Genomic DNA, 19,803 nt, shown 5'->3' with positions numbered 1-19,803 from the left:
CTCCTTAATCTTAACGGAGCTTACCATTAGTAATTCTGGTAAGCTCCGTTATTGTTACAGATATATTAAACCCACTTCGTCGTAATAACCTTCTTCCTCGTATAAAAATGCAATCCATCTTTTCCATTCGCATGAAGGTCGCCGTAAAAAGAATCTTTCCATCCAGAGAATGGGAAGAATGCCATTGGCGCAGGCACTCCGATATTGACACCAAGCATCCCTGCATCAATTGTTTCTCGGAACCTGCGAACACTTCCGCCATCCTTCGTAAAAATACAAGCGCCATTCGCAAAACGGGACTGATTGGATAAATCAATTGCATCATCTAAGTTCTTCACCCGTGCGATTGATAATACTGGTGCAAAGATCTCATCTTGCCAGATTTTCATTTCTGATGTAACGTTATCAAAAATCGTCGGTCCAACGAAATAACCTTTTTGCTGTACTGCTTCATCATTTCGACCATCACGAACGAGCTTTGCTCCCTCTTGTTCTCCAGTTTCAATATAGCTCAGTGTTCGCTCTTTATGTTGCTCGCGAATAACAGGTCCTAGGAAAATTCCATCATCTAACCCATTGCCAATTTCAATTTCATTGGCCTTTTGCGTTAACAGAGAAATAAATTCATCCGCAACAGAATCCTCTACCGCAACAACTGATGCTGCCATACAACGTTCACCTGCAGAACCAAATGCTGCATTCATGATTTGGGTTGTTGCATTATCCAAATTAGCATCTGCTAGAACGATCGAATGGTTTTTCGCACCAGCTAAAGCTTGCACACGCTTTAAGTTATCCGTTCCACGTTTGTATACATATTCTGCCACTGGTTGTGATCCAACAAAAGAGATTGCTGCGACTTTTTTATGATCTAATAAACCATTAACGACGTCATGTGCCCCATGCACAATATTAAACACACCATCTGGTAACCCTGCTTCTTCTAGTAACTCCGCTAAACGATTGGCCAAAAGCGGGGTGCGTTCAGACGGCTTTAAAACAAATGTATTTCCAGTGGCGATTGCCATCGGGAACATCCAGCAAGGTACCATCATCGGAAAGTTAAATGGCGTAATCCCACCAATAACACCGATTGGGTAACGGTACACACCAGACTCTAGTTCTGTTGCAATCGACGGAAGCTGTTCTCCCATCATTAAGGACGGAGCGCCTGCAGCAAACTCTACATTTTCAATTCCACGTTGCACCTCTCCATAAGCTTCTGCGTAACTTTTTCCATTTTCAATCGTAATAATTTTCGCTAATTCTTCCCAATTGTCTACTAGTAACTGCTGATATTTAAATAGAATGCGAGCACGTCTTGGTACCGCTACTTCCTTCCAAGATTGGAATGCCTCTGCGGCTACCTGTACGGCATGATCAACATCCTCAAGTGTTGATACAGGTACGTTTGCAATGACCTCACCTGTGGCTGGGTTGTACACGGCTTCTGTTTTATCTGTGTTCGCTTCGATCCATTTCCCACCTACATAGTTTTTTACTTCTTTTACTGCTGTTTGTGTCAATTGAAATCCTCCTAGCACGGTTTTATTATTGAAATATAGTTTCCACCAAGTCTATCATTTTTGCATCTTACATATATGATCGATAGTATATCTGATTTCAGTACATAGCTACCTTATTTATGCCTCATTCTCACTAAATACTTTTCGTAAAACAGAAATTATAAAATCAATATCTTCATCTGTAGAGGATAATGGAGGACTAAGTGTCAAGATATTATTATATCCAGCAACCGTGTCTCCATTTTTGCCAATAATTAATCCCCTGTCCTTACAATCCGCAATCAGTTTACCTACACGTTCCTTCGAGCCTGGTTCCTTTGTCAGCTTATCCTCAACAATTTCGATTCCAGCGATTAAACCAACTCCGCGTATATCCCCAACATAACCATAATCTTTCAACTCATCTAACCCATTTAGCAAACGCTCCCCTAATTCTACAGAGCGGTCAACTAAATTTTCTCTTTCCATAATTTCAATATTTTTTAATGCTACTGCACATGCAGCTGGATTGCCACCAAATGTATTCACATGACGAAAATGACTATTATCTTCATTGCTTTTAAATGATTCGTAAATATCCTTTCGAACTGCGGTTACAGATAGCGGTAAATAGGCACTTGTTAAACCTTTTGCCATCGTTATCATATCTGGCTTTATATTAAAGTGCTTGTGTCCAAAAGATTTACCTGTTCTTCCAAATCCACATATTACTTCATCAATTATCAGGAGTACTCCGTGACGCTTACAAATTCTCTCAACCTCTTCCACATAAACAGGATCAGGAATTAATACACCGCCACCAGTAATTAGTGGTTCCATAATAACCGCGGCAATCGTTTCCTTTTGCTCCCAGATAATCGTTTCTTCAATTTCTTTCGCTTTTTGTAAATTATATTGCTCGACAGAAATTCCTTCTGGTTTTCGATAGTTATCCGGTGGTGCAACATGTAAGAATCCGGAAGAGAGTGGTTCATACTTATATTTCCTTAATGCTTGCCCTGTTGCAGATAAAGCTCCCATCGAGCTTCCATGATAAGCACGGTAGCGCGAAAGAATTTTGTAACGGTTTGTATCGCCATTCTGTTGATGATATTGACGGGCAATCTTAAATGCCACCTCATTGGCATCTGAACCGCTATTCGAGTAGAAAATCATATACTCATCGTCAAGCATTTCATTTAATTTCTCTGCTAACTGAATTGCTGGAACGTGGCTTTGTGTCATTGGAGTGTAAGCCATTTTTTTTACCTGCTCATAAGCAGCCTGCGCTAATTCCTCACGTCCATATCCAACATTGACACACCATAATCCAGACATTCCATCCAAGTACCTGTTTCCTTCATGATCCGTAATCCAAGAACCTTTCCCTTCCTCCACAATCATTGGAGAACTTTCCTTACTATAAGGTGAAATGTGATGCCAAACATTTTGACGGTCTTTTTCAACTAGTGATTGTTTTTGAAGCGTTTCCATTTTTACCTTCTCCTTCCACTTTTTAATTTATCTTTTTAACGAAATGTCCACCTTGTACTTCATGATGCTATTTGTTTCCTTCTACAAAAGTCTAAATTATTAAGTTTGACATAACTTTCTTTCTATTACATAATTATTTTATATTGTTTATTCAAAAAAAGCATTTTACATAAGGTAAAATAGTTCAACTTTTTATTTTACAATCTGGAGGGCAGTCCATGGAAGATTGGAAAGTAACCATAAAAGCTATATTAAACAGAGACATATTTAAACACGCGATATTAATTGCAGGAGAAACAGGAGAAAATCGTGAAATCAAATGGACACATATTTTAGAAATGGAAGCGTTTGATTCGTTTATAAATGGCGGGGAATTAATTCTTACTACAGGCTCTAACATCCAATTTGACTCTTCGGCTGGAATACCTAAAATTAAAAAATTAATCGAGAGAGATGTTGCAGGAATTTGCATCGAACTTGGAACACATGTGAAATCGGTAGATCCTGCAATTATTGAATTTGCTAATCAACATCATTTTCCTATTATAGCATTTGAACGAATCGTCAAATTTGTAGATATCACCCAAGATTTACATACTATTATTATTAATAGTCATCATCAAATGCTGAAACACCTCCATGTTCTTTCTAATCAATTTAATGAATTATCCTTGGAACCAAACGGTATTTTAAAAATCCTAAAAAAGCTATATGATCTCTTTCATACTACTGTTTTACTTATTACCGATGATAAAAAGATATTTTACTATCCACTTAAACTTAAAGAACGTACAGAATTTATGCATGCGCTGATGAACAACTCTATAAAAATGGAACCATACAAAGATCTTCTATTGGATCATGAATATTACACTGCTTTTCCGATCAAAGGGCTTGGTCACTCATGGGGAAATCTCTGTTTACAAAAAAGAGAAAATGAGTTGGACGAGTTTTCATTTTCAGTATTGGATCGTGCTTCCCTAGCAATTGCACAAATCTTACTTCGAAACAGAACAATTGAAGAAAGAAAACAAAACCAAGAAGAGGAAATTGTTCAAAAGTTACTACATGGTGAGGAATATGAATCTTCTATTGCACATAAATTCCTGCCAGCTCCAGCTAAAAATTGTTATTATAGACTGATTCTTATTGAAAATAATTCATTTAAAGAAAACATGAAAGAAGAAGATTGGGAAGAGATAAAGCTCCAGCAGTCTATTATTCTGAGATCAATATTTAAAAAATATGGTTTCTTTCCTGCTATGTCTGTCACCAAAAATAAAATTGCAGTAATAGCCTCTTTCTATAAAAATAGCAATACAAAAAAAGATATTGATAGTTTTTCTTTAGTAACGAAAGAAATTCACAACATTTATGAAAAGAACATTTTCCATGGGAATGATTATGGTATCGGGATAAGCAGTCTCCAAAAAGAGTACGCGAAATTGGATAGCTGCTATCATGAAGCAAATGAGGTACTCTTTATCCAGAAAAGGCAGATTTTGAATGCTTTATTCTATGAAGAAATTGGAGTTTATCGTTTATTATCAAAGCTTAATCAAGGTGAGTTAGAAGCATACGTATCAGAGTATTTGGGTCCTTTATTAGAATATGAACAAAAAACGAAGAGTAACTTACTTTTAACGCTTTCCATATTTCTTGATACCATGGGATCCAAAAAAGAAACCTCTGATCGTCTCTATATCGTACGTCAAACACTGTATCACCGTTTGGAAAAAATAAAAGAGTTACTTGGAGATGATTTTATGGAACCTACCAATCGGCAGGCAATTGAACTAGCAGTAAGTGCCTATGAAATGTTGAATTACAGTAATAATAACTAATATAAGGGATCTATCCATGTAAATGATAAGACGGCTCGTAGTAGAGGTGACTCTAAGAAGAAAAAATAAGTGTGATACCTACCAGAATGGATGTGCAATTGGTAAAGGTATCACGCTTATTTTTTTAAAACCTTCTTTGTTTAAACGGTACAACCTGCTTACCGTACGTTTAGTTTAATTGACGTCACGTGAACATCAGGTCGTCTGCCATGGTTCCATTTTCCATCCAATGCTCGTTCGATCTGTGCACCCAGTTGCAGAAGCAATCCATCATTTCCTTGTCGTGCAAGCGCGTGAATTCCTAATGGGAGCCCGTTTTTAAGCTCAGCCATCGGTAACGAAATGCCTGGAAGTCCACAAAGATTAGCAATCGAAGTATAAGCAAATATGCTCCAAAGATTCTCAAACCAATCATGAACAGATGGGTTATCACTAGTAGTCAAATATTCCTTCGTTCCAATCTTCGGTGTAGGTAATGCCATTGTTGGGGTTAAGATGATATCCCAGTCCTCAAAGAAGGTGCCCAATTTACGGGAAGTACGATTAAAGGCAGCTTGCATTTTTGCGCGGTCCGTATAGGAAGCAATACGTCCTTCTTCCCATACTTTAGTACACATTGATTCGATCAAATCGACAGGTGGGCGTTCTAATCCTTTTTGCTCCAACAAATCTGCAATTACTTGTGAAAAATTCATGATATAGCATGAAGTCTGCGCACCGTAAGCAGTTTGGAAATCAATATCAGGAATAACCCACTCGACATGATGACCAAGTTTCTCAAGAAAACGTGCTGACCGTTCCAGTTCTGCAACAATTTCCGGTGTGGCCCGGTAGTCCCCCCACTCATGCGAAACCGCGATACGTAGTTTATCTGGATCCCGACGGATAAGCTCAGCGTACGGTTCCGTTGGCATCCAATATGGCATGAACTCTCCAGGAGCTCCACCTCTGCAGCTGTCCACAAAGGCAGCGGTGTCACGGATTGTGCGTGTAATGCAACCTTGAGCAGAAACAGCTCCCATCAAGTCTGAACCATAAGGTGCGACTGAAAAAACACCACGAGACGGCTTTAGACCGATGTTTCCATTTACACCCGCGGGAATTCGAATCGAGCCACCACCATCCGTCGCATGAGAGATAGGTATGATACCTGCCGCGACTGCAGCTGCTGTACCAGCAGAAGAGCCACAGGTTGTATAGTCTAGATTCCAAGGATTTCGTGTAACATAGACTGCTGGATTCTCGGCAGAACTGCAGAGCCCAAACTCTGGTGTTGTCGTTCTGCCTATAATATTAAGACCCGCTTTACGAATCTGCTCGGTCAGGAAGCTGTCGGCTTTAGAACGATTTCCTTGCATAAAAAGAGAACCCATCTCCTGCAGACGCCCTTTGACAGTTGGGCCTAAATCCTTCATTAAAAAAGGTACTCCCGCGAATACTCCGTCCGGATTCGTTCCATCTTTCATAGGGTCATGGACCGCATCATCAAAAATCTCAATAACAGCGTTAATTTCAGGATTTAAGGCTTTGATAGCAACGGTAACCTGCTTGGCCACCTCTTGCGAAGAAATTTGTCCATTCTTTACTAATTCAGCAAGACCGATGGCATCAAGATCAGCCCATTCATCCCAGTTCATCACTTTTTCCATAAAATTTCTCCCCTTTAAACCCGCTCTGATTGGATAGTTGTACATGGTTAGAATTAATCATCATTCCATAAAGCGATTTCATAAAAAACAGTACAAATCTATTGTTATTCCTATCCTACAAGAGATTAATTTAATTTGCATTTTACAATATGTCTAATAATTCGAAAATTTTCATGCGAAGTGTACATAACACCATTAACCTTATATTGAGTAAAAAGTAACAATAATGATGCATAACCAGAAGATCGATTATGCATCCTCCTTCTTATTATTTAATACGATTACATGGTTTCCCTTTTATCCAGGATAACTTATTATCTGTTAAATTCATAACGATACTAAACACGGTTTCCATCCCCACTAGGGCAGTTTCTTCGTTTGTATCGTTCGTAACATGGCTACAAATAGAATTCGGATAATTTTCATGATTGGATAGGAAGTGAAATAGATCTTCGGCTTCTAAATCTTTTTCTTTTAAATCTTTCACTTGGTTACGTATTGTATCAAATCGATTGTAAGAGTTTGGTACTACCTCTTCCCTAATTAAGTCTCTCATTTCCGTTGAACAGAGATGATTGGTATGGACAAGCGTCCCATTTGTTGCTTCCATTCTTGCGGTATGAATTGGTGAAACTTCCAAGCTTGCTGCATTTCCCGACTTCGATGCGATTAAAAAATGTGCAGGAGATGCCATTTGATTACGATCGACTTTAGAGATAGCTTCTTCAAATGATTCCGATTCTAAAATAGCTCTTAACCCTAAATGAATAGGGACTTTGGGTTGCCATGTATTGGTTACTAATGCATTGAGACACACACCAACACCGGCACTGTTGCAACCGATTTTCCCAATAATTCCAGCTTCTGTAACGATTTGTACTGTTGGCATATTGTCTTGCTGAATTTCAAGGTGAACTAAAGAGTCTATTTGTGCACCTTTCCAATCCCAGTTTTGTGCTAACCATGTTTTAGAAGTTTTCGGTTTCGTTAATGCAAAAGAAGTACAACCATCTGGTGCGGTGCTTAATGCAATCTCACTTCTAGCGTTCAGTGCAAGTATGTCTTCAAATTGTACTGCTGCTCCTTTAGCTAATCCTTCCATCTCCTTCATGTAGTTTGCATGATATTTTTCAATTGCGGTAGCATGTAATAATGCTTTATCACATGCTTCCTTCCAAGAAATTCCAGATGTTTCTTTAAACAGCTTTTCATACGTTTGTATGCTGCTGTGCACCTGCTTTTTTGCGAGGCTTCCATGTTCAAATCCTATTTCATAGGGTGTTCCTGATAGAGTATGAACGGTATCTACATTCGATAGCAATCCACTCATGCTTGGACACCAACCTTAGAATTTCTATATACGATATCTCCATCAATCATCGTCCATTCTACTTGGACATCTGGTATCTCATCGATATCTGCATTTAAAATCGAACGATCGAGTAATACTAAATCAGCAAGTTTACCAGTTTCAATACTTCCTTTCATGTTTTCTTCAAATGATGCGTAGGCTCCGTTTAATGTATACATACGAATTGCTTGGTGTAGAGACACTGTTTTATCTTCACCGATAACCTGACCTGAGTTTGATTTCCGGGTCATAGCAGCATGGATACCACGCATTGGATTAAAGTCTGTTACTGGGCAATCAGAAGCGATTGCTGCAGGAATTTCTGCCTGTTGATAATCACCCATTGGGTACATCGAATTGGCTCTTTCACCATAATTTTTAACATAACCATCACCATACTCAAAGAGGAAAGCTGGATTAGGAATTGGTACGACATTTTGTTTTCTCATTCGTTCAATTAAGTCAGGTGTTGCAATTCCTGCATGTTCAATCCGATGTCTCGTATTTTCTCGTGGATGTAATTCATTTGCTTTTTCAATCGTTTTTAAAAGCATATCGATTGCAGCATCCCCTTGCGCATGGGCAGTAATTTGCCATCCTTTTTCGTGAGCAGGTATAAATAGTTCGTCTACTTCTTCTTGCGAGAAATAATGTATTCCATAATTATTTGAATCACTTGTGTAGCCTTCGCGAGTCCAAACGGTTGGTCCACTACTGCTACCATCAAGGAAAAGTTTTACAGGACCGATTCGGAATTTATCATCTCCTAAGCCAGTATAGATTCCAGCCTCAACCATATGCTTGACAACCTCTTGAGCATCATTTAGAGCACCAACCATAGCATAAACTCTTTGTTTTATCACGCCGTTTTTACTATCAGCTTGCAGAGATCTGAGATTATCTAGACCATAGCCAGTAGCATCGTGAATGGATGTAATTCCTTTTTCTGCAAAATGTTCAGAAGCGACTTTATGTGCATTCGTTAGTTCTTCCTCTGAAAAAGATGCAATCGAAAACATCTTCATATGTGCATTTTCAAGTAATAATCCAGTTAGCTCACCATCAGCATTGCGATCAAACTTTCCCCCATCAGGGTCTGGTGTATTTCTGTCAAACTTTGCAATTTGAAGTGCTTGACTATTAACGACTGAAATATGACCACATGTTCTCGTAATCATGATAGGATGCTCAGTCGTAATAGCATCTAGTTCTTCTCTTGTTGGAAAACGTTTGTCCGCAATGGTTTGCTCATTATATCCCCATGCCCTAATCCATTCTCCCTGTGGTGTTTTACTAACCTTTGCTTTGATTTCCCTCAGTAAATCATCAATTGATTTAATACTTTCGCTTTTACACGAAATCGATAAACTATTTGTTCCGTACATTGATATATGCAAATGAGAATCTATAAGTCCAGGAATAAGTGTTTTTCCCTTTAAATCGATTATTTCACTGTTGTCCTCTTTTAATTGTAATATAGTTTTATTGGAGCCAGCTGCAATAATTTTGTTTCCCTTTACAGCAACCGCCTCAGCTATTTGGTCTCTCTCGTTTACTGTAATAATTTCTCCGTTAATAAGAAGATATTGCTTTTCCATGTAAAGACCCTCCTGTAGTATTTATTTTATTTCAACACGTAATGATGGTGGTGCTTCATCCTCGTAAAGTTCATCAACCATGTCAGGAAAGAAACGTTCAATTGTCTCTCTAGATACGGGTTGAGTAATTAATGAAGCAACAACAAAGATTACAGTGTTTGCAGCTAATCCCCAAATACCAGCATGTATATCTAATGGATGAGGAATTACAAATGAAAAGATTACCGTTATAATGAAACCTGCTAATATCCCCCAGAAAGCACCGTGTTTGGTAGCTCTTGGCCATAGGAAAATACCAATAATTGCTGGGAATGCCTGTGCAATAAATCCATATCCAATTAGTAGAATATATACTAGACTTGCAGGTTCCAGAATAGAAATTGGCGCAATAATAAATGCCATAATTGGGAATATTAATCGTCTTGTCCATTTCCCTGTTGTTTCCTCATCCCATTTAAAGAGCGGTTGCAATACATCTTTACTATAACTAAGTGCAGTTGCATGAACACAAGGTTCACTAGAGGACATTGCTGCAGCAAGTGTTCCAGCACCTAGTAGACCGGCAACGACTGCGGGCATCGTATCAACTGCGAGTTGAATAGCAACTTGATCTGGTGTGCCGATATTAGGATACATGAAGACCCCAATAAAGCCTACAACGATCATTGGAATTAGTACAACATAAAATGTAGGTAGTAAAGTTGCAGATTTTCTGATAGATTTTTTTGAATCAGCTCCCATCCACTGGATCCAATGTGTTTGCCAAATGGAAAAGAAAGATATTAAAATTGATGTTGTCCAAAACGTAGCATTCATATCACCCAATGCACCAGGAAGTGTTAAAAACTGCGGAATATCCTCTTTTACGCGCTCAAAAATTGGTGCAAATGAATAACCACCAGTAAATTGCTTCGTTGCCCATAATCCAACAAAGAAGGATACAAATAACATTAAGGCTCCTTGAAATGCGTTTGTTACACCAATTGCTTTAAGTCCGCTTTTATATAGATAGATTGAAATTGCACCCAGGGATAAAAAGACACCAACCCAAGTAGGAATTAATCCATAACTCATGACATTTAGAATATAAGCTGCACCAGTTGTTTGAATTACTGCATATGCTAAAACACCAATTGAGGTAACAATAGATGCTATACCACCTAAAACTTTACTTTCATAACGATCAGATATGGCAGTGGACTGGGTGACATGATTGTATTTTTTACCTAATTCCCAAACTTTCGGTCCAAAATACCAAGCAAGTATTGCCATATACGTTAAATAAACAACAACATATAGCGCAGGGACTCCCTTTGAATATGCCCAACCAGGAGAACCCATAAACGTATAAGCACTTACTCCGCCTGCCCCGATTAATAAGTACATCATAATCGGACCCATACTCCTGCTGCCAACCCCCCATTCTTCCACGTTATCCATGTTTTTCCCTTTTCCAGCAAAAAATCCTAAAATAACAGCTATGAATATATAAGCAACGGTTATTATAAAGGGGATGTACGCAACCATCAATCGACCCCTCCAATCTTATTAATGAATGCCATGGAGAAAGTTGTTAAGAAGATAATCAAAATAGACCAGACCATAATTAAAGGTAGCCCAAACACAATAATTTCTTGATTAAATATATTTATGATTGGCCAGCCTCCTAACAAAATAATAATAGCTATTAGACTTACACCAAACCAACCTTTTTTTGTTTTTGGAAGTTTAAATGTAGCTTTCATAGTAGTACCTCCTTGGATTGAAATTTAATTAATATCTAACTAGATGAGGAGTGCCAGAAGTACATATCAGCATATTGTTCATTATTCTATCATCCTACAAAGTTACAATAATTACTTTTCTTCAATTAGAAGATAGATATTCAATTACTTCGTCTATATTTTTATCTGGGGAAAAACAGGATAAAATACTTTTTCAATTGTTCCATCTTGAATGATAAGTATAACTCTTTTATTAAGTGACATAGGACACCTCAAATAGTGGCAGGTTTAGAGAATTCGATAAGGCCAAACCTTTTAAATCATTACATGCACCATCATCAAGTGGTACAGGATGGTTGTTAGGGAGTTCATTATAATTATTAGTTGTCATTGATCAAGAGTTTTCTATACCTTCTTAGAACCATTCCAGCTCAAAAGTCTTTATACTAGCGATATACTTTTAGTCATTCCTCCTTAATTTTGTTATAATTAATAGAATATTTATAATTATAGTTATTGTTGTAAGCGATTGCATTAATCACAGTGTAAAAAATATTAGTTCGTTATGTTACAATCTGTCCAAACCTTTTCATTTAAATCACAGAAAAATTTACGATCTCTTGCTAAAACACTACTAAATAATTATTCTATATTTAGGAATACTTTTCTTTTGAACTGAAGTATGATGTGAAATCAGTCTAGGAATTGGAGTTAAACAAATGAAATTTATGAATAACAGCTATGTTAAAATCTATCGTTTTGATGATGCAGGTTTCTACTGTAAGCCTAACACATCAAAAGCTTTTCATCATGTATTCGAATTTATTAATGTAGAAGTTACAGACTTATTTAGTGTTAACCAGTCTATTCCTAAAGCAAGATTACATAAGCCTGAATTTAATGATTATAACTGGTCTGGATGTTTTTGTTTTCTTGATAATTTTAATAAGGATTTGGTTAGTGTGACCGGTGCCTTATCAATGAGGAGTAAAGAACAATTGAATTTGGCTCTATTACCGGGAGACACTAAAGTATGGGTACGTAATTGCAGCCATTTTGGTAAGGAAATGCCGTTTTTTAAAGAATTTACCTACTCATATACACATGAAGAAAAAGAGTATCATTATTGGGATGAAAGTCGTTATGATTGCTATCGATGGGTTAGATTGAGTGCAGACTTAGCTTTAGAACGCACTCGATTATGGAAAGAGTCAAATATAGGAGAGTCATTACCTGAATGGCTAACGGAGTTTTATTTAATGGAAAGTCAATTAAAACTGTTTCTACCGCCTCCTTTATCTACAAGAACTAGATTATATATAAGGAATTTATTGCGAAAACGCTAATACTTCCGATTACTGATTCAAGATTAATTATTTTTAAAAGGGAGTTTTAATTTGAAGAGACCTTTTGGTAGATTCATAGCGATTATGATATTTTATATTGCTCTTATGTTCATTTTAAGTTTCATAAATGAAGGTATTGGTATTGAAGTTTACCTATCCTTCTTTGTATTTTTTGCATTACTCTATGCCGATATTGAAGCTTTGCTTTCTTTAATAAATAATGGTAACTACTTAGTTATAATTGGTTTTTTAATCCTTATAATATCAGTTATCACTTTTGCTGGAGGATTATGGGAAGAAAATAATAAATTCATTTATAAGCCGTTTATTATTGCCATAGCTGCAGCTGCTGTTTATATTACTTTTAGGGATCTATTGGATATAGCTGATTTTTCAGAACGAGCAAAAAAATAATCAATATTTGTTCATTTATAGCCGTATCTTGCTTTATAATTATTATTTTGATGGTAACGCACCCTTTTATTAGTGATAGAGTCGAAAACTTAAACACAGATTATCTAACTTTCATTTCTTTGGGGATAGCAATATCTACAATGGGATTAAGACAATAGAAACTAAGTAGTAGTGAGAAAAAGGATACTAACCCGAAAAGAGCTATAATATGTAAAAAGCTTTAAAATAGTTTAAGGAGGAATTGTATTATGGCTCATTATTTTCTTGTTAATGGTTTCAAAGTTTCAAAGGAAGACAGAACTGAACACCTTGTTAGTTATAGGAAATATATACCTGACTCCAAAAAACCAGAAATCTTAATTAATAATTTAGATATAAGTTTACTCTGCGTACATTTATCGGAAAAATCACAGAATGCTAATCTAATTATAAAGGCCACTAATGATACTTCAGCAGTTCGTTTACGAATCCCCTTTTCTTCAACCACACCGTAGACATGTCACCAGCAATTATATTCCCTAATGCATAAAAAAGAGGAAAATATTTTGCCTCCGAACGGCATTCCAAATATTGTTTCCAATAATACTAAAATGAATAGAATTACTTATAATTACCAATTTCATACGTCTACCAATATTAATATCGGACTTTGTAATCTTAAATTAAGAGTAAATGTTATTGAATGTTTTCCCAACACCTTACTAGTAATATTAAAAAATACGTATTTACTGCTATTTATTGACATTGATAATTTACATTTTCTTGCATATAATAAGAACAAACGTTCCAAAAATGAATGAAAATGTGAGGTGAATGCAAGTGGATTATTCGAATTATCCGCGTAATGATATACTTTGTATCGATATGAGATCCTTTTATGGAAGCTTAGAGGCTATGAAATTGGGCAAAGACCCGATGAAAGTCATGCTTGCTGTTGTTGGTGACCTTAACCGCCCAGGGAGTATTGTACTTGCTGCATCTCCCGCCCTTAAAAAGCGGTACGGAATCAGTAACGTAAGTCGTTATTACGAATTACCCAACGACCCTAATATTATTGTTGTACCCGCACATATGGGGGACTACTTAAAAGCATCCATAGAGATAACCAAACTATTACATGATTACGCTCCACCGGAGGCGATACACTAATATTCCATAGACGAGCTATGGGTGACAATTAACGGCCTAGAGCGGCTTTTCGGGAATCGCTGGGAGATTGCCCGAAAGATACAGAAAGATATATTAGACCGGTTCGGTATCACATGCTCTATTGGAATTGGTGATAATAAGTTTCTCGCAAAGGTTGTCATGGATTTGCACGCCAAAAAGACAAGGATTGCGGAATGTAAATACGAGGACGTAGCCGAAAAAATATGGCCATTCCCTGTACAAGATATTTGGGGGATTGGTCACCGTATGATGAAAAACTTGCACCGCATGGGGATTGTCACTCTCGGTCAAATCGCAAATTATAAATTTGAACGTCTGCAACAGCGTTTCGGTGTCATGGGGGAGCAATTATACTGGCACGCATGGGGGATCGACTTAAGCCCTGTTTTTGGCGACTTCACCAAACATGAACAAAAGAGCTTCGGGCATGGAATAGCACTCTTGCGTGACTACTCGAAAGAAGATGTGGCTACCTGTATTCTTGATTTATGCGAAGAAGCATGTCGCAGGGCACGTACTGCAGGTAAAGCTGGAAGAACCATACAGCTCGGTATTTCTTACTCCAGAAACACAGCTGGTGGATTTTCTCGTTCGAGATCCATTGATATTCCCACCAACGTGACCATGGATATGTACGACGTCTGCATACAGTTATTCCATGAATTTTATGATGGTCAAAGCAAGATTCGGCATGTGCACGTTGGATTAACGAAGCTACACGATAAAGAAGATGTGGATATACAACTTGATTTATTTGAAGACCGTACGAAGAAAAATGATATAGGGTATGTAATGGATGCCGTTAGAGATAAGTATGGTTCTACTGCTATTCTTCGTGCCTCCAGCTATACAGATGCAGGAGTAACACTAGAACGGAGCAAAAAGATTGGTGGACACTATGCTTGATGTCCTAACTTAGTATTCTTCGCAAGGGTATTGAGGTTATCCATTTATAGTATAAGGAATCCTAAAGACGTGATATAATAAATTTAAGTGCATAAGGTTTTTCATGGGTGGTGGCTCTCTCCCTTTGTAGAAAGGGGGTGTTGCCAATGACAGTTTACGAGTCCCTCGTAGTTATGATTTCTTTCAGTACGCTGATCGTGACGATACTGTCATTTAATCATAAAAAATAACCACCCTGAGCCTGGCAGCTAATAGGGTGGTTATTTAATCCGCTTTATTTAGCGAGTCGCCCCCTTGAAGGGCTATTGCACCAAACCGTTTGGTGTTCCTAGCACCAAGCGGTTTTTATTATCTTATGAATATCTATCTATAGTATACCCCATTTTTGTCTAAATGAAAACAAAACAGACTATAAGAATACACTTACAGTCTTATTTATAATTTTTTTTAAAACAAACTAAGTTGCACAACTTCAGATACAACTTCTTTTTCAAAGTTTATTTCAACTAATGGTTCAACCGTATCATTATCTTTTGATTTATTACGTTGATAACAAAAGCAATGCTTCTTTACCTCTGGATCAATATCTTCATAATAGCATTTCCTCTTCCCATATAAGCAAATGTTGTAGCGAGAACATGAAGCGAAGCCCGCTTTACTAAAACCAGTCTTTGTAAAACCTGCTCTTTGATTTTCTTTTAATGTTGCTGTCCCTTCGAATTCAGCAGCTGCATTAATTCTTCATTTGACATAAATAATTCCCCTTTAGATATATTATGCTTTTATAACAGATAATCGGAATATACAAACACCCACAAAAGTAAAAGTTTGCGGGTGTATCGATTTATCATTATTTATTCGCTCCCTCTAACTACAAGATTCTTTCCTTAGTTATTTTTTCAACTCCATACCTTACTATATTGAAACTTTCCATTTCTTCCTTTGCTTCAATTTTAGCTTCCCCATCATTTTTAGCATTTAAATAAAAATGTTTCCAAACTGTTCCGCTCGGTTTATAAAAGAGCTTATATTCAACTTCTTTCATTATTTTTCTCTCCTCATATTTATATCCACTTCGTATTTCACTCTTACTATGACATATTCAAGCATATACGATTGAATATGTCCCATCCTTGTTGTCTTGATGTATGATCAATAGAATACATCATCCATTTCATTAGTGATTACAGCCACTGAAATGTACCACCTAAAATGTGAGGTGGTAATCACCTGTCATTTACTGGTATATTCCGTGTCATTCTGTGGTAAAAACTATGTCTGGCTCAACATTTTTTCTTGGGGAGTGTTAGAAAAGATGCAGATTTATAACGATAAAAGATTTGCTATACAAGTTTTTATGCAAATTAAAGAACTCGCTCAGCAAGTATAAAAGCTGCTTTAGTAACGTTTCAGCGACTTGTATATAATCCCGTATAAACAATGTTCCAATAAAAAATCGGTAAACGCTGCTACAACAACGTTTACCGATTTTTCTTATGCCCTCAAACTTGCATTTGGTAACGTTATTAATTTTTATTTTGTATATTATATGAATCTTTTCAGTGTCGTTAATTAAACGACCATTCTCACTGTATTTTAGAGAGAATGACGATATTTCTAAATTATTAGATTATACAATTACTTTTTATAAATTTCTTTTAAAGCTTCTTTTAATGCCATTGGTTTACGGCCTAAAATCATTTCAAAATCGTCACTCATGGAAGGTTGTATTGCTTTTTAATAATGCGTAAATCCAATTAATAGCTTGTTTGCACATGCAATTATGGCTACTTTATAAGGCTTTCCTTCTTCTCGTTTTTTATCATAAAATGCTCGTAACTTCTTATTACGCGGGATGATTTCATCAGTTGTTTTCTGTTTGCGAGAATCACGGATTGCAGAGCGTACTGCCATAAATAAGGCATGTCTTAGTCGGCTAGATCCTCTTTTAGTAATACGATTTACGGTTCCTTTAAATCGTCCGGATTCAAAGAGACTTGGGTCTATACCGGCAAAAGCGACTAGCTTTTTAGGATTATCAAACAAATCTATCTCCCCAATTTCTGAAATAATCGTTGCAGCGATTTTTTCACCAATACCGGGGATAGATTGGAGAAGCTTGAATTCTTCTATTTCATTTGCCAAAGCATCTTTTTTATCTTCAAGTTTGGATAGGTGCTTTTGGTATTCCATAAGCATTTTTATATACATTTCTTCTATGCTCAAGATATGACTCTGATAAAGTGTTTCCTGAAATGGATTTCGGATCGCTGCAGCTATGAGCTTTTCAGCCTTTGATTCTGCCCATTTCACTGAACGACTTGGACAGAACTCATGAATTTTCTTATCTAAGGTCCCTTTATCTATTTCTAAAACATCTTTAGATGTTGGGTATTCTAAGAGAGTGAATAAAGAAACACTAGAATATAAATCCCCAAAAACCCCACGATATTCAGGAAATACCTGATCCAACACAGAATGAAATTGTAATTTAGTTTGTACATATATACTTGTGATATTGTCATGTTGTCTTGTAAGATTCCGTAAGTTTAATAGGTGTATACCACGTTTCTTTTGTGGTTCCAACTCTTCTTTATAGTACAGCTCGCAGAGGTGTCTTGCGTCAATAACGTCAGTTTTCACCTTACGTAAACTGGAACTCTTTGCCCTATAAGAAATTAAAGGATTAACAATGATTACCAAGTAACCATGTTTATCTACATACTGAATTACCGGTGTATGATAATGTCCAGTAGATTCGAGTACGACTGAAGGTCTTACCCCAGCTATATTTTCAATTTCAATTAAAAAGTGAAGCAACGTTTCTAATTCTTCCAAGGTATGCGAAACTTTAAAACTAGCTTTATAAGGTTTCTTTTTATCTTGAAAACCTTGAACCTGACTTTCTCCTTTAACTACATCCAGACCAACAACTGGATTCATTCATTATCTCCTCCTAAGAAGTATTTGCCGGTACCCCTATCCTTCTTGCAGTATCATAGCTTCGCTTGTTATACGAGATCTTTGTCCCAACCAGCCTCAATCATGTTTCTACAAGTAGGGGGCGAACAGTTTAGTTGACGAGATCACAAGTCCCACTGGTGCTTCCGTTCTGCCCCGGCTACAATGTAATCATAAGACCATATAAAATAAGGTCAACCAGAAATATTTAGCAACTGGTTAACCTTATAATACGAAATGGTGCTTTAGTGAAATAAGGATTACTTTTTAAACTTTATTCTAAAGGTACTGAATCTCAATGTTTTTCCAATTAAACATGTTCCTATTTTTTCTGTTGCCGAGAACATTTACTTAAGTAAAATATTAGCTTAAGCTAACTAAAAATTCATACATAAAATCACCCTAGTAGGTGCTTTGTTTTATAATTCAAAGAACGATTAGCAATAACTGGATATCTCACCATTGATATTTTGTTTCGGACCACTTGTATAGTTGTTACAATAGAGTTGAAGTAGTACGTATGTTTATAAATCCGATGTTACTGGAAAGAGTATCAGAGCCATTCGTCTCGGAGGTATATATCACCGAACTCAAATTTGATGGAATTCGTCTAATACTCTCTAAATTCAACAACAAAAATACGCTTATATACGCGACATAATAACGAAGTAATAGCAATGTTTCCTGAAATATATGAAGGTCTGGATATACCAGATGGAACAGTTCTAGATGGAGAACTTATTGTACCTGGAGTAAATGGAGCACCTAATTTCGAAGCAATGATGGAACGATTTAAAAGCAAAAAGAGCCAACATCAAATTCAGTTTTGTGTATTCGATGTTATGTATTATGCTGGTGAAAAGATTACATCCTCTACCACTTATCGAACGTAAAGATATACTGAATCAGTTGGAATTCAATTCTGAACGGATTGTACAGGTCCAGTGGATTGAAGGGAATGGAGTACCTTATTTCCATTTGGTAGAGGGTCAAGACCTAGAAGGAATTGTCCTGAAACGGAAGGGATCTAAGTACCAGATAAACAAACGCTCTGATCAATGGTTAAAGGTGATCAATTATAAATACATTGATGTAATGGTAACTGGAATGGTTAAAAAAGACCGTTCTTTCTTATTAAACTCTATGGAAGACGGGAAGGCAATTGGATTAATGGAATTTGCACCTGTTAATGAAAGAAAAAGGATTTATAGAGAAGTGGAAAATAACGGTGTGAAAGAAACCGATAAAATTATACGGTTTAATCAAGGGATTCCTTGTAATGTGAAGTTTCGTAACTGGACCAGTACTAATAAATTAAGAATACCATCCTTCCATAAATTTGTTTCTTAGAAAGGGCATACATATGCTCTTTCTTTATGACTGTGTCTCCGTTGTATCGCTGTTATGAATAGAAGTCTAATAGAAATAGGTCAAAAAATAATAGCAGAAAGAAAAAGGTGATCAACTTCAGTAATCACAAAATGATTCCACTACTACTAACATTGACTTTTACCTTTGGATTAACAAGGATATGCTCATAATAATTTTCTCCCCTTATTTCTTTCCATATAGATGGATGAAAGGCAATGAGTTCTCTGCCTAATCCAAGTAAGTCACTTTGATTAGCTGCAAGTTTTTTGAACAGAGCATCCGCTTTTTCAGTGAGAATCTTTGATAATCGATTTTCCAAAAAATTGATCATTTCCTGCTTATCTAAATGGTCTGGAGGATAGTCAACAATCTCTACGTCCAATTGCAGCATAATATCAGCATGTACCTTTTCTTCTTTTTCCAGCTTAAGTTTTCTTGATACGCTTTTTACATTATAGCTGACGGATCCG

General features: G+C 36.7%; 13 protein-coding genes and 3 pseudogenes. 6 read left to right on the top strand and 10 right to left on the bottom strand.

Annotation, left to right across the window (positions count from 1 at the left end; genetic code table 11):
• Nucleotides 1-65: 65 nt before the first annotated feature.
• Nucleotides 66-1,526 (bottom strand): CoA-acylating methylmalonate-semialdehyde dehydrogenase, encoded by a 1,461-nt coding sequence (locus tag F1560_RS05595; protein ID WP_149473655.1) that lies wholly within the window; start codon nucleotides 1,524-1,526, stop codon nucleotides 66-68.
• 117 nt (nucleotides 1,527-1,643) lie between these two features.
• Entirely contained in the window at nucleotides 1,644-2,999 is a 1,356-nt protein-coding gene (locus tag F1560_RS05590; protein WP_149473654.1) for an aspartate aminotransferase family protein, read from the bottom strand.
• Nucleotides 3,000-3,217: 218 nt separating this feature from the next.
• Between F1560_RS05590 and F1560_RS05585 the strand changes: the two genes are divergently transcribed.
• Nucleotides 3,218-4,843: a PucR family transcriptional regulator gene (locus F1560_RS05585; RefSeq protein WP_149473653.1), complete on the top strand. Its 1,626-nt coding sequence runs from the start codon at nucleotides 3,218-3,220 to the stop codon at nucleotides 4,841-4,843.
• Nucleotides 4,844-5,001: 158 nt separating this feature from the next.
• Here the strand turns inward: F1560_RS05585 and F1560_RS05580 are convergent, their stop codons facing one another.
• The 5 genes from F1560_RS05580 to F1560_RS05560 form a co-directional block, all read right to left on the bottom strand.
• On the bottom strand, nucleotides 5,002-6,492 hold the full coding sequence (locus tag F1560_RS05580) for an amidase (protein ID WP_149473652.1): 1,491 nt from the start codon (nucleotides 6,490-6,492) through the stop codon (nucleotides 5,002-5,004).
• A gap of 268 nt (nucleotides 6,493-6,760) precedes the next feature.
• Nucleotides 6,761-7,822 carry a C45 family autoproteolytic acyltransferase/hydrolase gene (locus F1560_RS05575; protein WP_245347664.1) on the bottom strand — a complete coding sequence of 354 codons (1,062 nt, stop codon included), beginning with the start codon at nucleotides 7,820-7,822 and terminating at the stop codon, nucleotides 6,761-6,763.
• The gene (locus F1560_RS05570; RefSeq protein ID WP_149473651.1) at nucleotides 7,819-9,441 is read right to left on the bottom strand and encodes an amidohydrolase; all 1,623 of its coding nucleotides are present in this window, start codon (nucleotides 9,439-9,441) and stop codon (nucleotides 7,819-7,821) included. The genes F1560_RS05575 and F1560_RS05570 overlap by 4 nt, the downstream gene beginning before the upstream one ends.
• A 21-nt stretch (nucleotides 9,442-9,462) precedes the next feature.
• Nucleotides 9,463-10,968, bottom strand: a complete 1,506-nt coding sequence (locus F1560_RS05565) for a sodium:solute symporter family protein (RefSeq protein ID WP_149473650.1) — start codon at nucleotides 10,966-10,968, stop codon at nucleotides 9,463-9,465.
• Nucleotides 10,968-11,186: a hypothetical protein gene (locus F1560_RS05560; protein WP_095310970.1), complete on the bottom strand. Its 219-nt coding sequence runs from the start codon at nucleotides 11,184-11,186 to the stop codon at nucleotides 10,968-10,970. The genes F1560_RS05565 and F1560_RS05560 overlap by 1 nt, the downstream gene beginning before the upstream one ends.
• A gap of 698 nt (nucleotides 11,187-11,884) precedes the next feature.
• On the opposite strand from F1560_RS05560, the gene F1560_RS05555 reads away from it, so the two are divergent.
• From F1560_RS05555 to F1560_RS22730, 4 genes and pseudogenes are all read left to right on the top strand, one after another.
• Nucleotides 11,885-12,511: a hypothetical protein gene (locus F1560_RS05555; protein ID WP_149473649.1), complete on the top strand. Its 627-nt coding sequence runs from the start codon at nucleotides 11,885-11,887 to the stop codon at nucleotides 12,509-12,511.
• Nucleotides 12,512-12,562: 51 nt separating this feature from the next.
• Nucleotides 12,563-12,925, top strand: coding sequence for a hypothetical protein (locus F1560_RS05550; protein ID WP_149473648.1), 363 nt, complete (start codon nucleotides 12,563-12,565; stop codon nucleotides 12,923-12,925).
• An 819-nt stretch (nucleotides 12,926-13,744) separates the two neighbouring features.
• Nucleotides 13,745-15,001: pseudogene (locus F1560_RS22735) on the top strand (Y-family DNA polymerase).
• Nucleotides 15,002-15,147: 146 nt separating this feature from the next.
• Complete coding sequence (locus F1560_RS22730) at nucleotides 15,148-15,231, top strand: putative holin-like toxin (RefSeq protein WP_420874424.1); 84 nt, start codon at nucleotides 15,148-15,150, stop codon at nucleotides 15,229-15,231.
• Between the two features lie 641 nt (nucleotides 15,232-15,872).
• Here the strand turns inward: F1560_RS22730 and F1560_RS22050 are convergent.
• On the bottom strand, nucleotides 15,873-16,046 hold the full coding sequence (locus tag F1560_RS22050; protein ID WP_187773640.1) for a hypothetical protein: 174 nt from the start codon (nucleotides 16,044-16,046) through the stop codon (nucleotides 15,873-15,875).
• 666 nt (nucleotides 16,047-16,712) lie between these two features.
• Nucleotides 16,713-17,944, bottom strand: a pseudogene (locus tag F1560_RS05540) (IS110 family RNA-guided transposase).
• 538 nt (nucleotides 17,945-18,482) lie between these two features.
• On the opposite strand from F1560_RS05540, the pseudogene F1560_RS05535 reads away from it, so the two are divergent.
• Nucleotides 18,483-19,312, top strand: a pseudogene (locus tag F1560_RS05535) (ATP-dependent DNA ligase).
• A 124-nt stretch (nucleotides 19,313-19,436) separates the two neighbouring features.
• On the opposite strand, the gene F1560_RS05530 reads toward F1560_RS05535, so the two are convergent.
• Nucleotides 19,437-19,803 (bottom strand): Ger(x)C family spore germination C-terminal domain-containing protein (locus F1560_RS05530; RefSeq protein ID WP_281292626.1); only part of this gene is annotated, 367 nt, incomplete at its 5' end.

The sequence above is a fragment of the Oceanobacillus polygoni genome (assembly GCF_008304605.1).
GTDB lineage: Bacteria > Bacillota > Bacilli > Bacillales > Amphibacillaceae > Oceanobacillus > Oceanobacillus polygoni.
This window is presented reverse-complemented; position numbering and strand designations above follow the sequence as displayed.

Coding starts and splice junctions, on each gene's coding strand:
- F1560_RS05570 (WP_149473651.1), bottom strand. CDS start 9,441: ATGGAAAAGCAATATCTTCTTATTAACGGAGAAATTATTACAGTAAAC.
- F1560_RS05585 (WP_149473653.1), top strand. CDS start 3,218: ATGGAAGATTGGAAAGTAACCATAAAAGCTATATTAAACAGAGACATA.
- F1560_RS05590 (WP_149473654.1), bottom strand. CDS start 2,999: ATGGAAACGCTTCAAAAACAATCACTAGTTGAAAAAGACCGTCAAAAT.
- F1560_RS05555 (WP_149473649.1), top strand. CDS start 11,885: ATGAAATTTATGAATAACAGCTATGTTAAAATCTATCGTTTTGATGAT.
- F1560_RS22050 (WP_187773640.1), bottom strand. CDS start 16,046: ATGAAAGAAGTTGAATATAAGCTCTTTTATAAACCGAGCGGAACAGTT.
- F1560_RS05560 (WP_095310970.1), bottom strand. CDS start 11,186: ATGAAAGCTACATTTAAACTTCCAAAAACAAAAAAAGGTTGGTTTGGT.
- F1560_RS05565 (WP_149473650.1), bottom strand. CDS start 10,968: ATGGTTGCGTACATCCCCTTTATAATAACCGTTGCTTATATATTCATA.
- F1560_RS22730 (WP_420874424.1), top strand. CDS start 15,148: ATGACAGTTTACGAGTCCCTCGTAGTTATGATTTCTTTCAGTACGCTG.
- F1560_RS05580 (WP_149473652.1), bottom strand. CDS start 6,492: ATGGAAAAAGTGATGAACTGGGATGAATGGGCTGATCTTGATGCCATC.
- F1560_RS05575 (WP_245347664.1), bottom strand. CDS start 7,822: ATGAGTGGATTGCTATCGAATGTAGATACCGTTCATACTCTATCAGGA.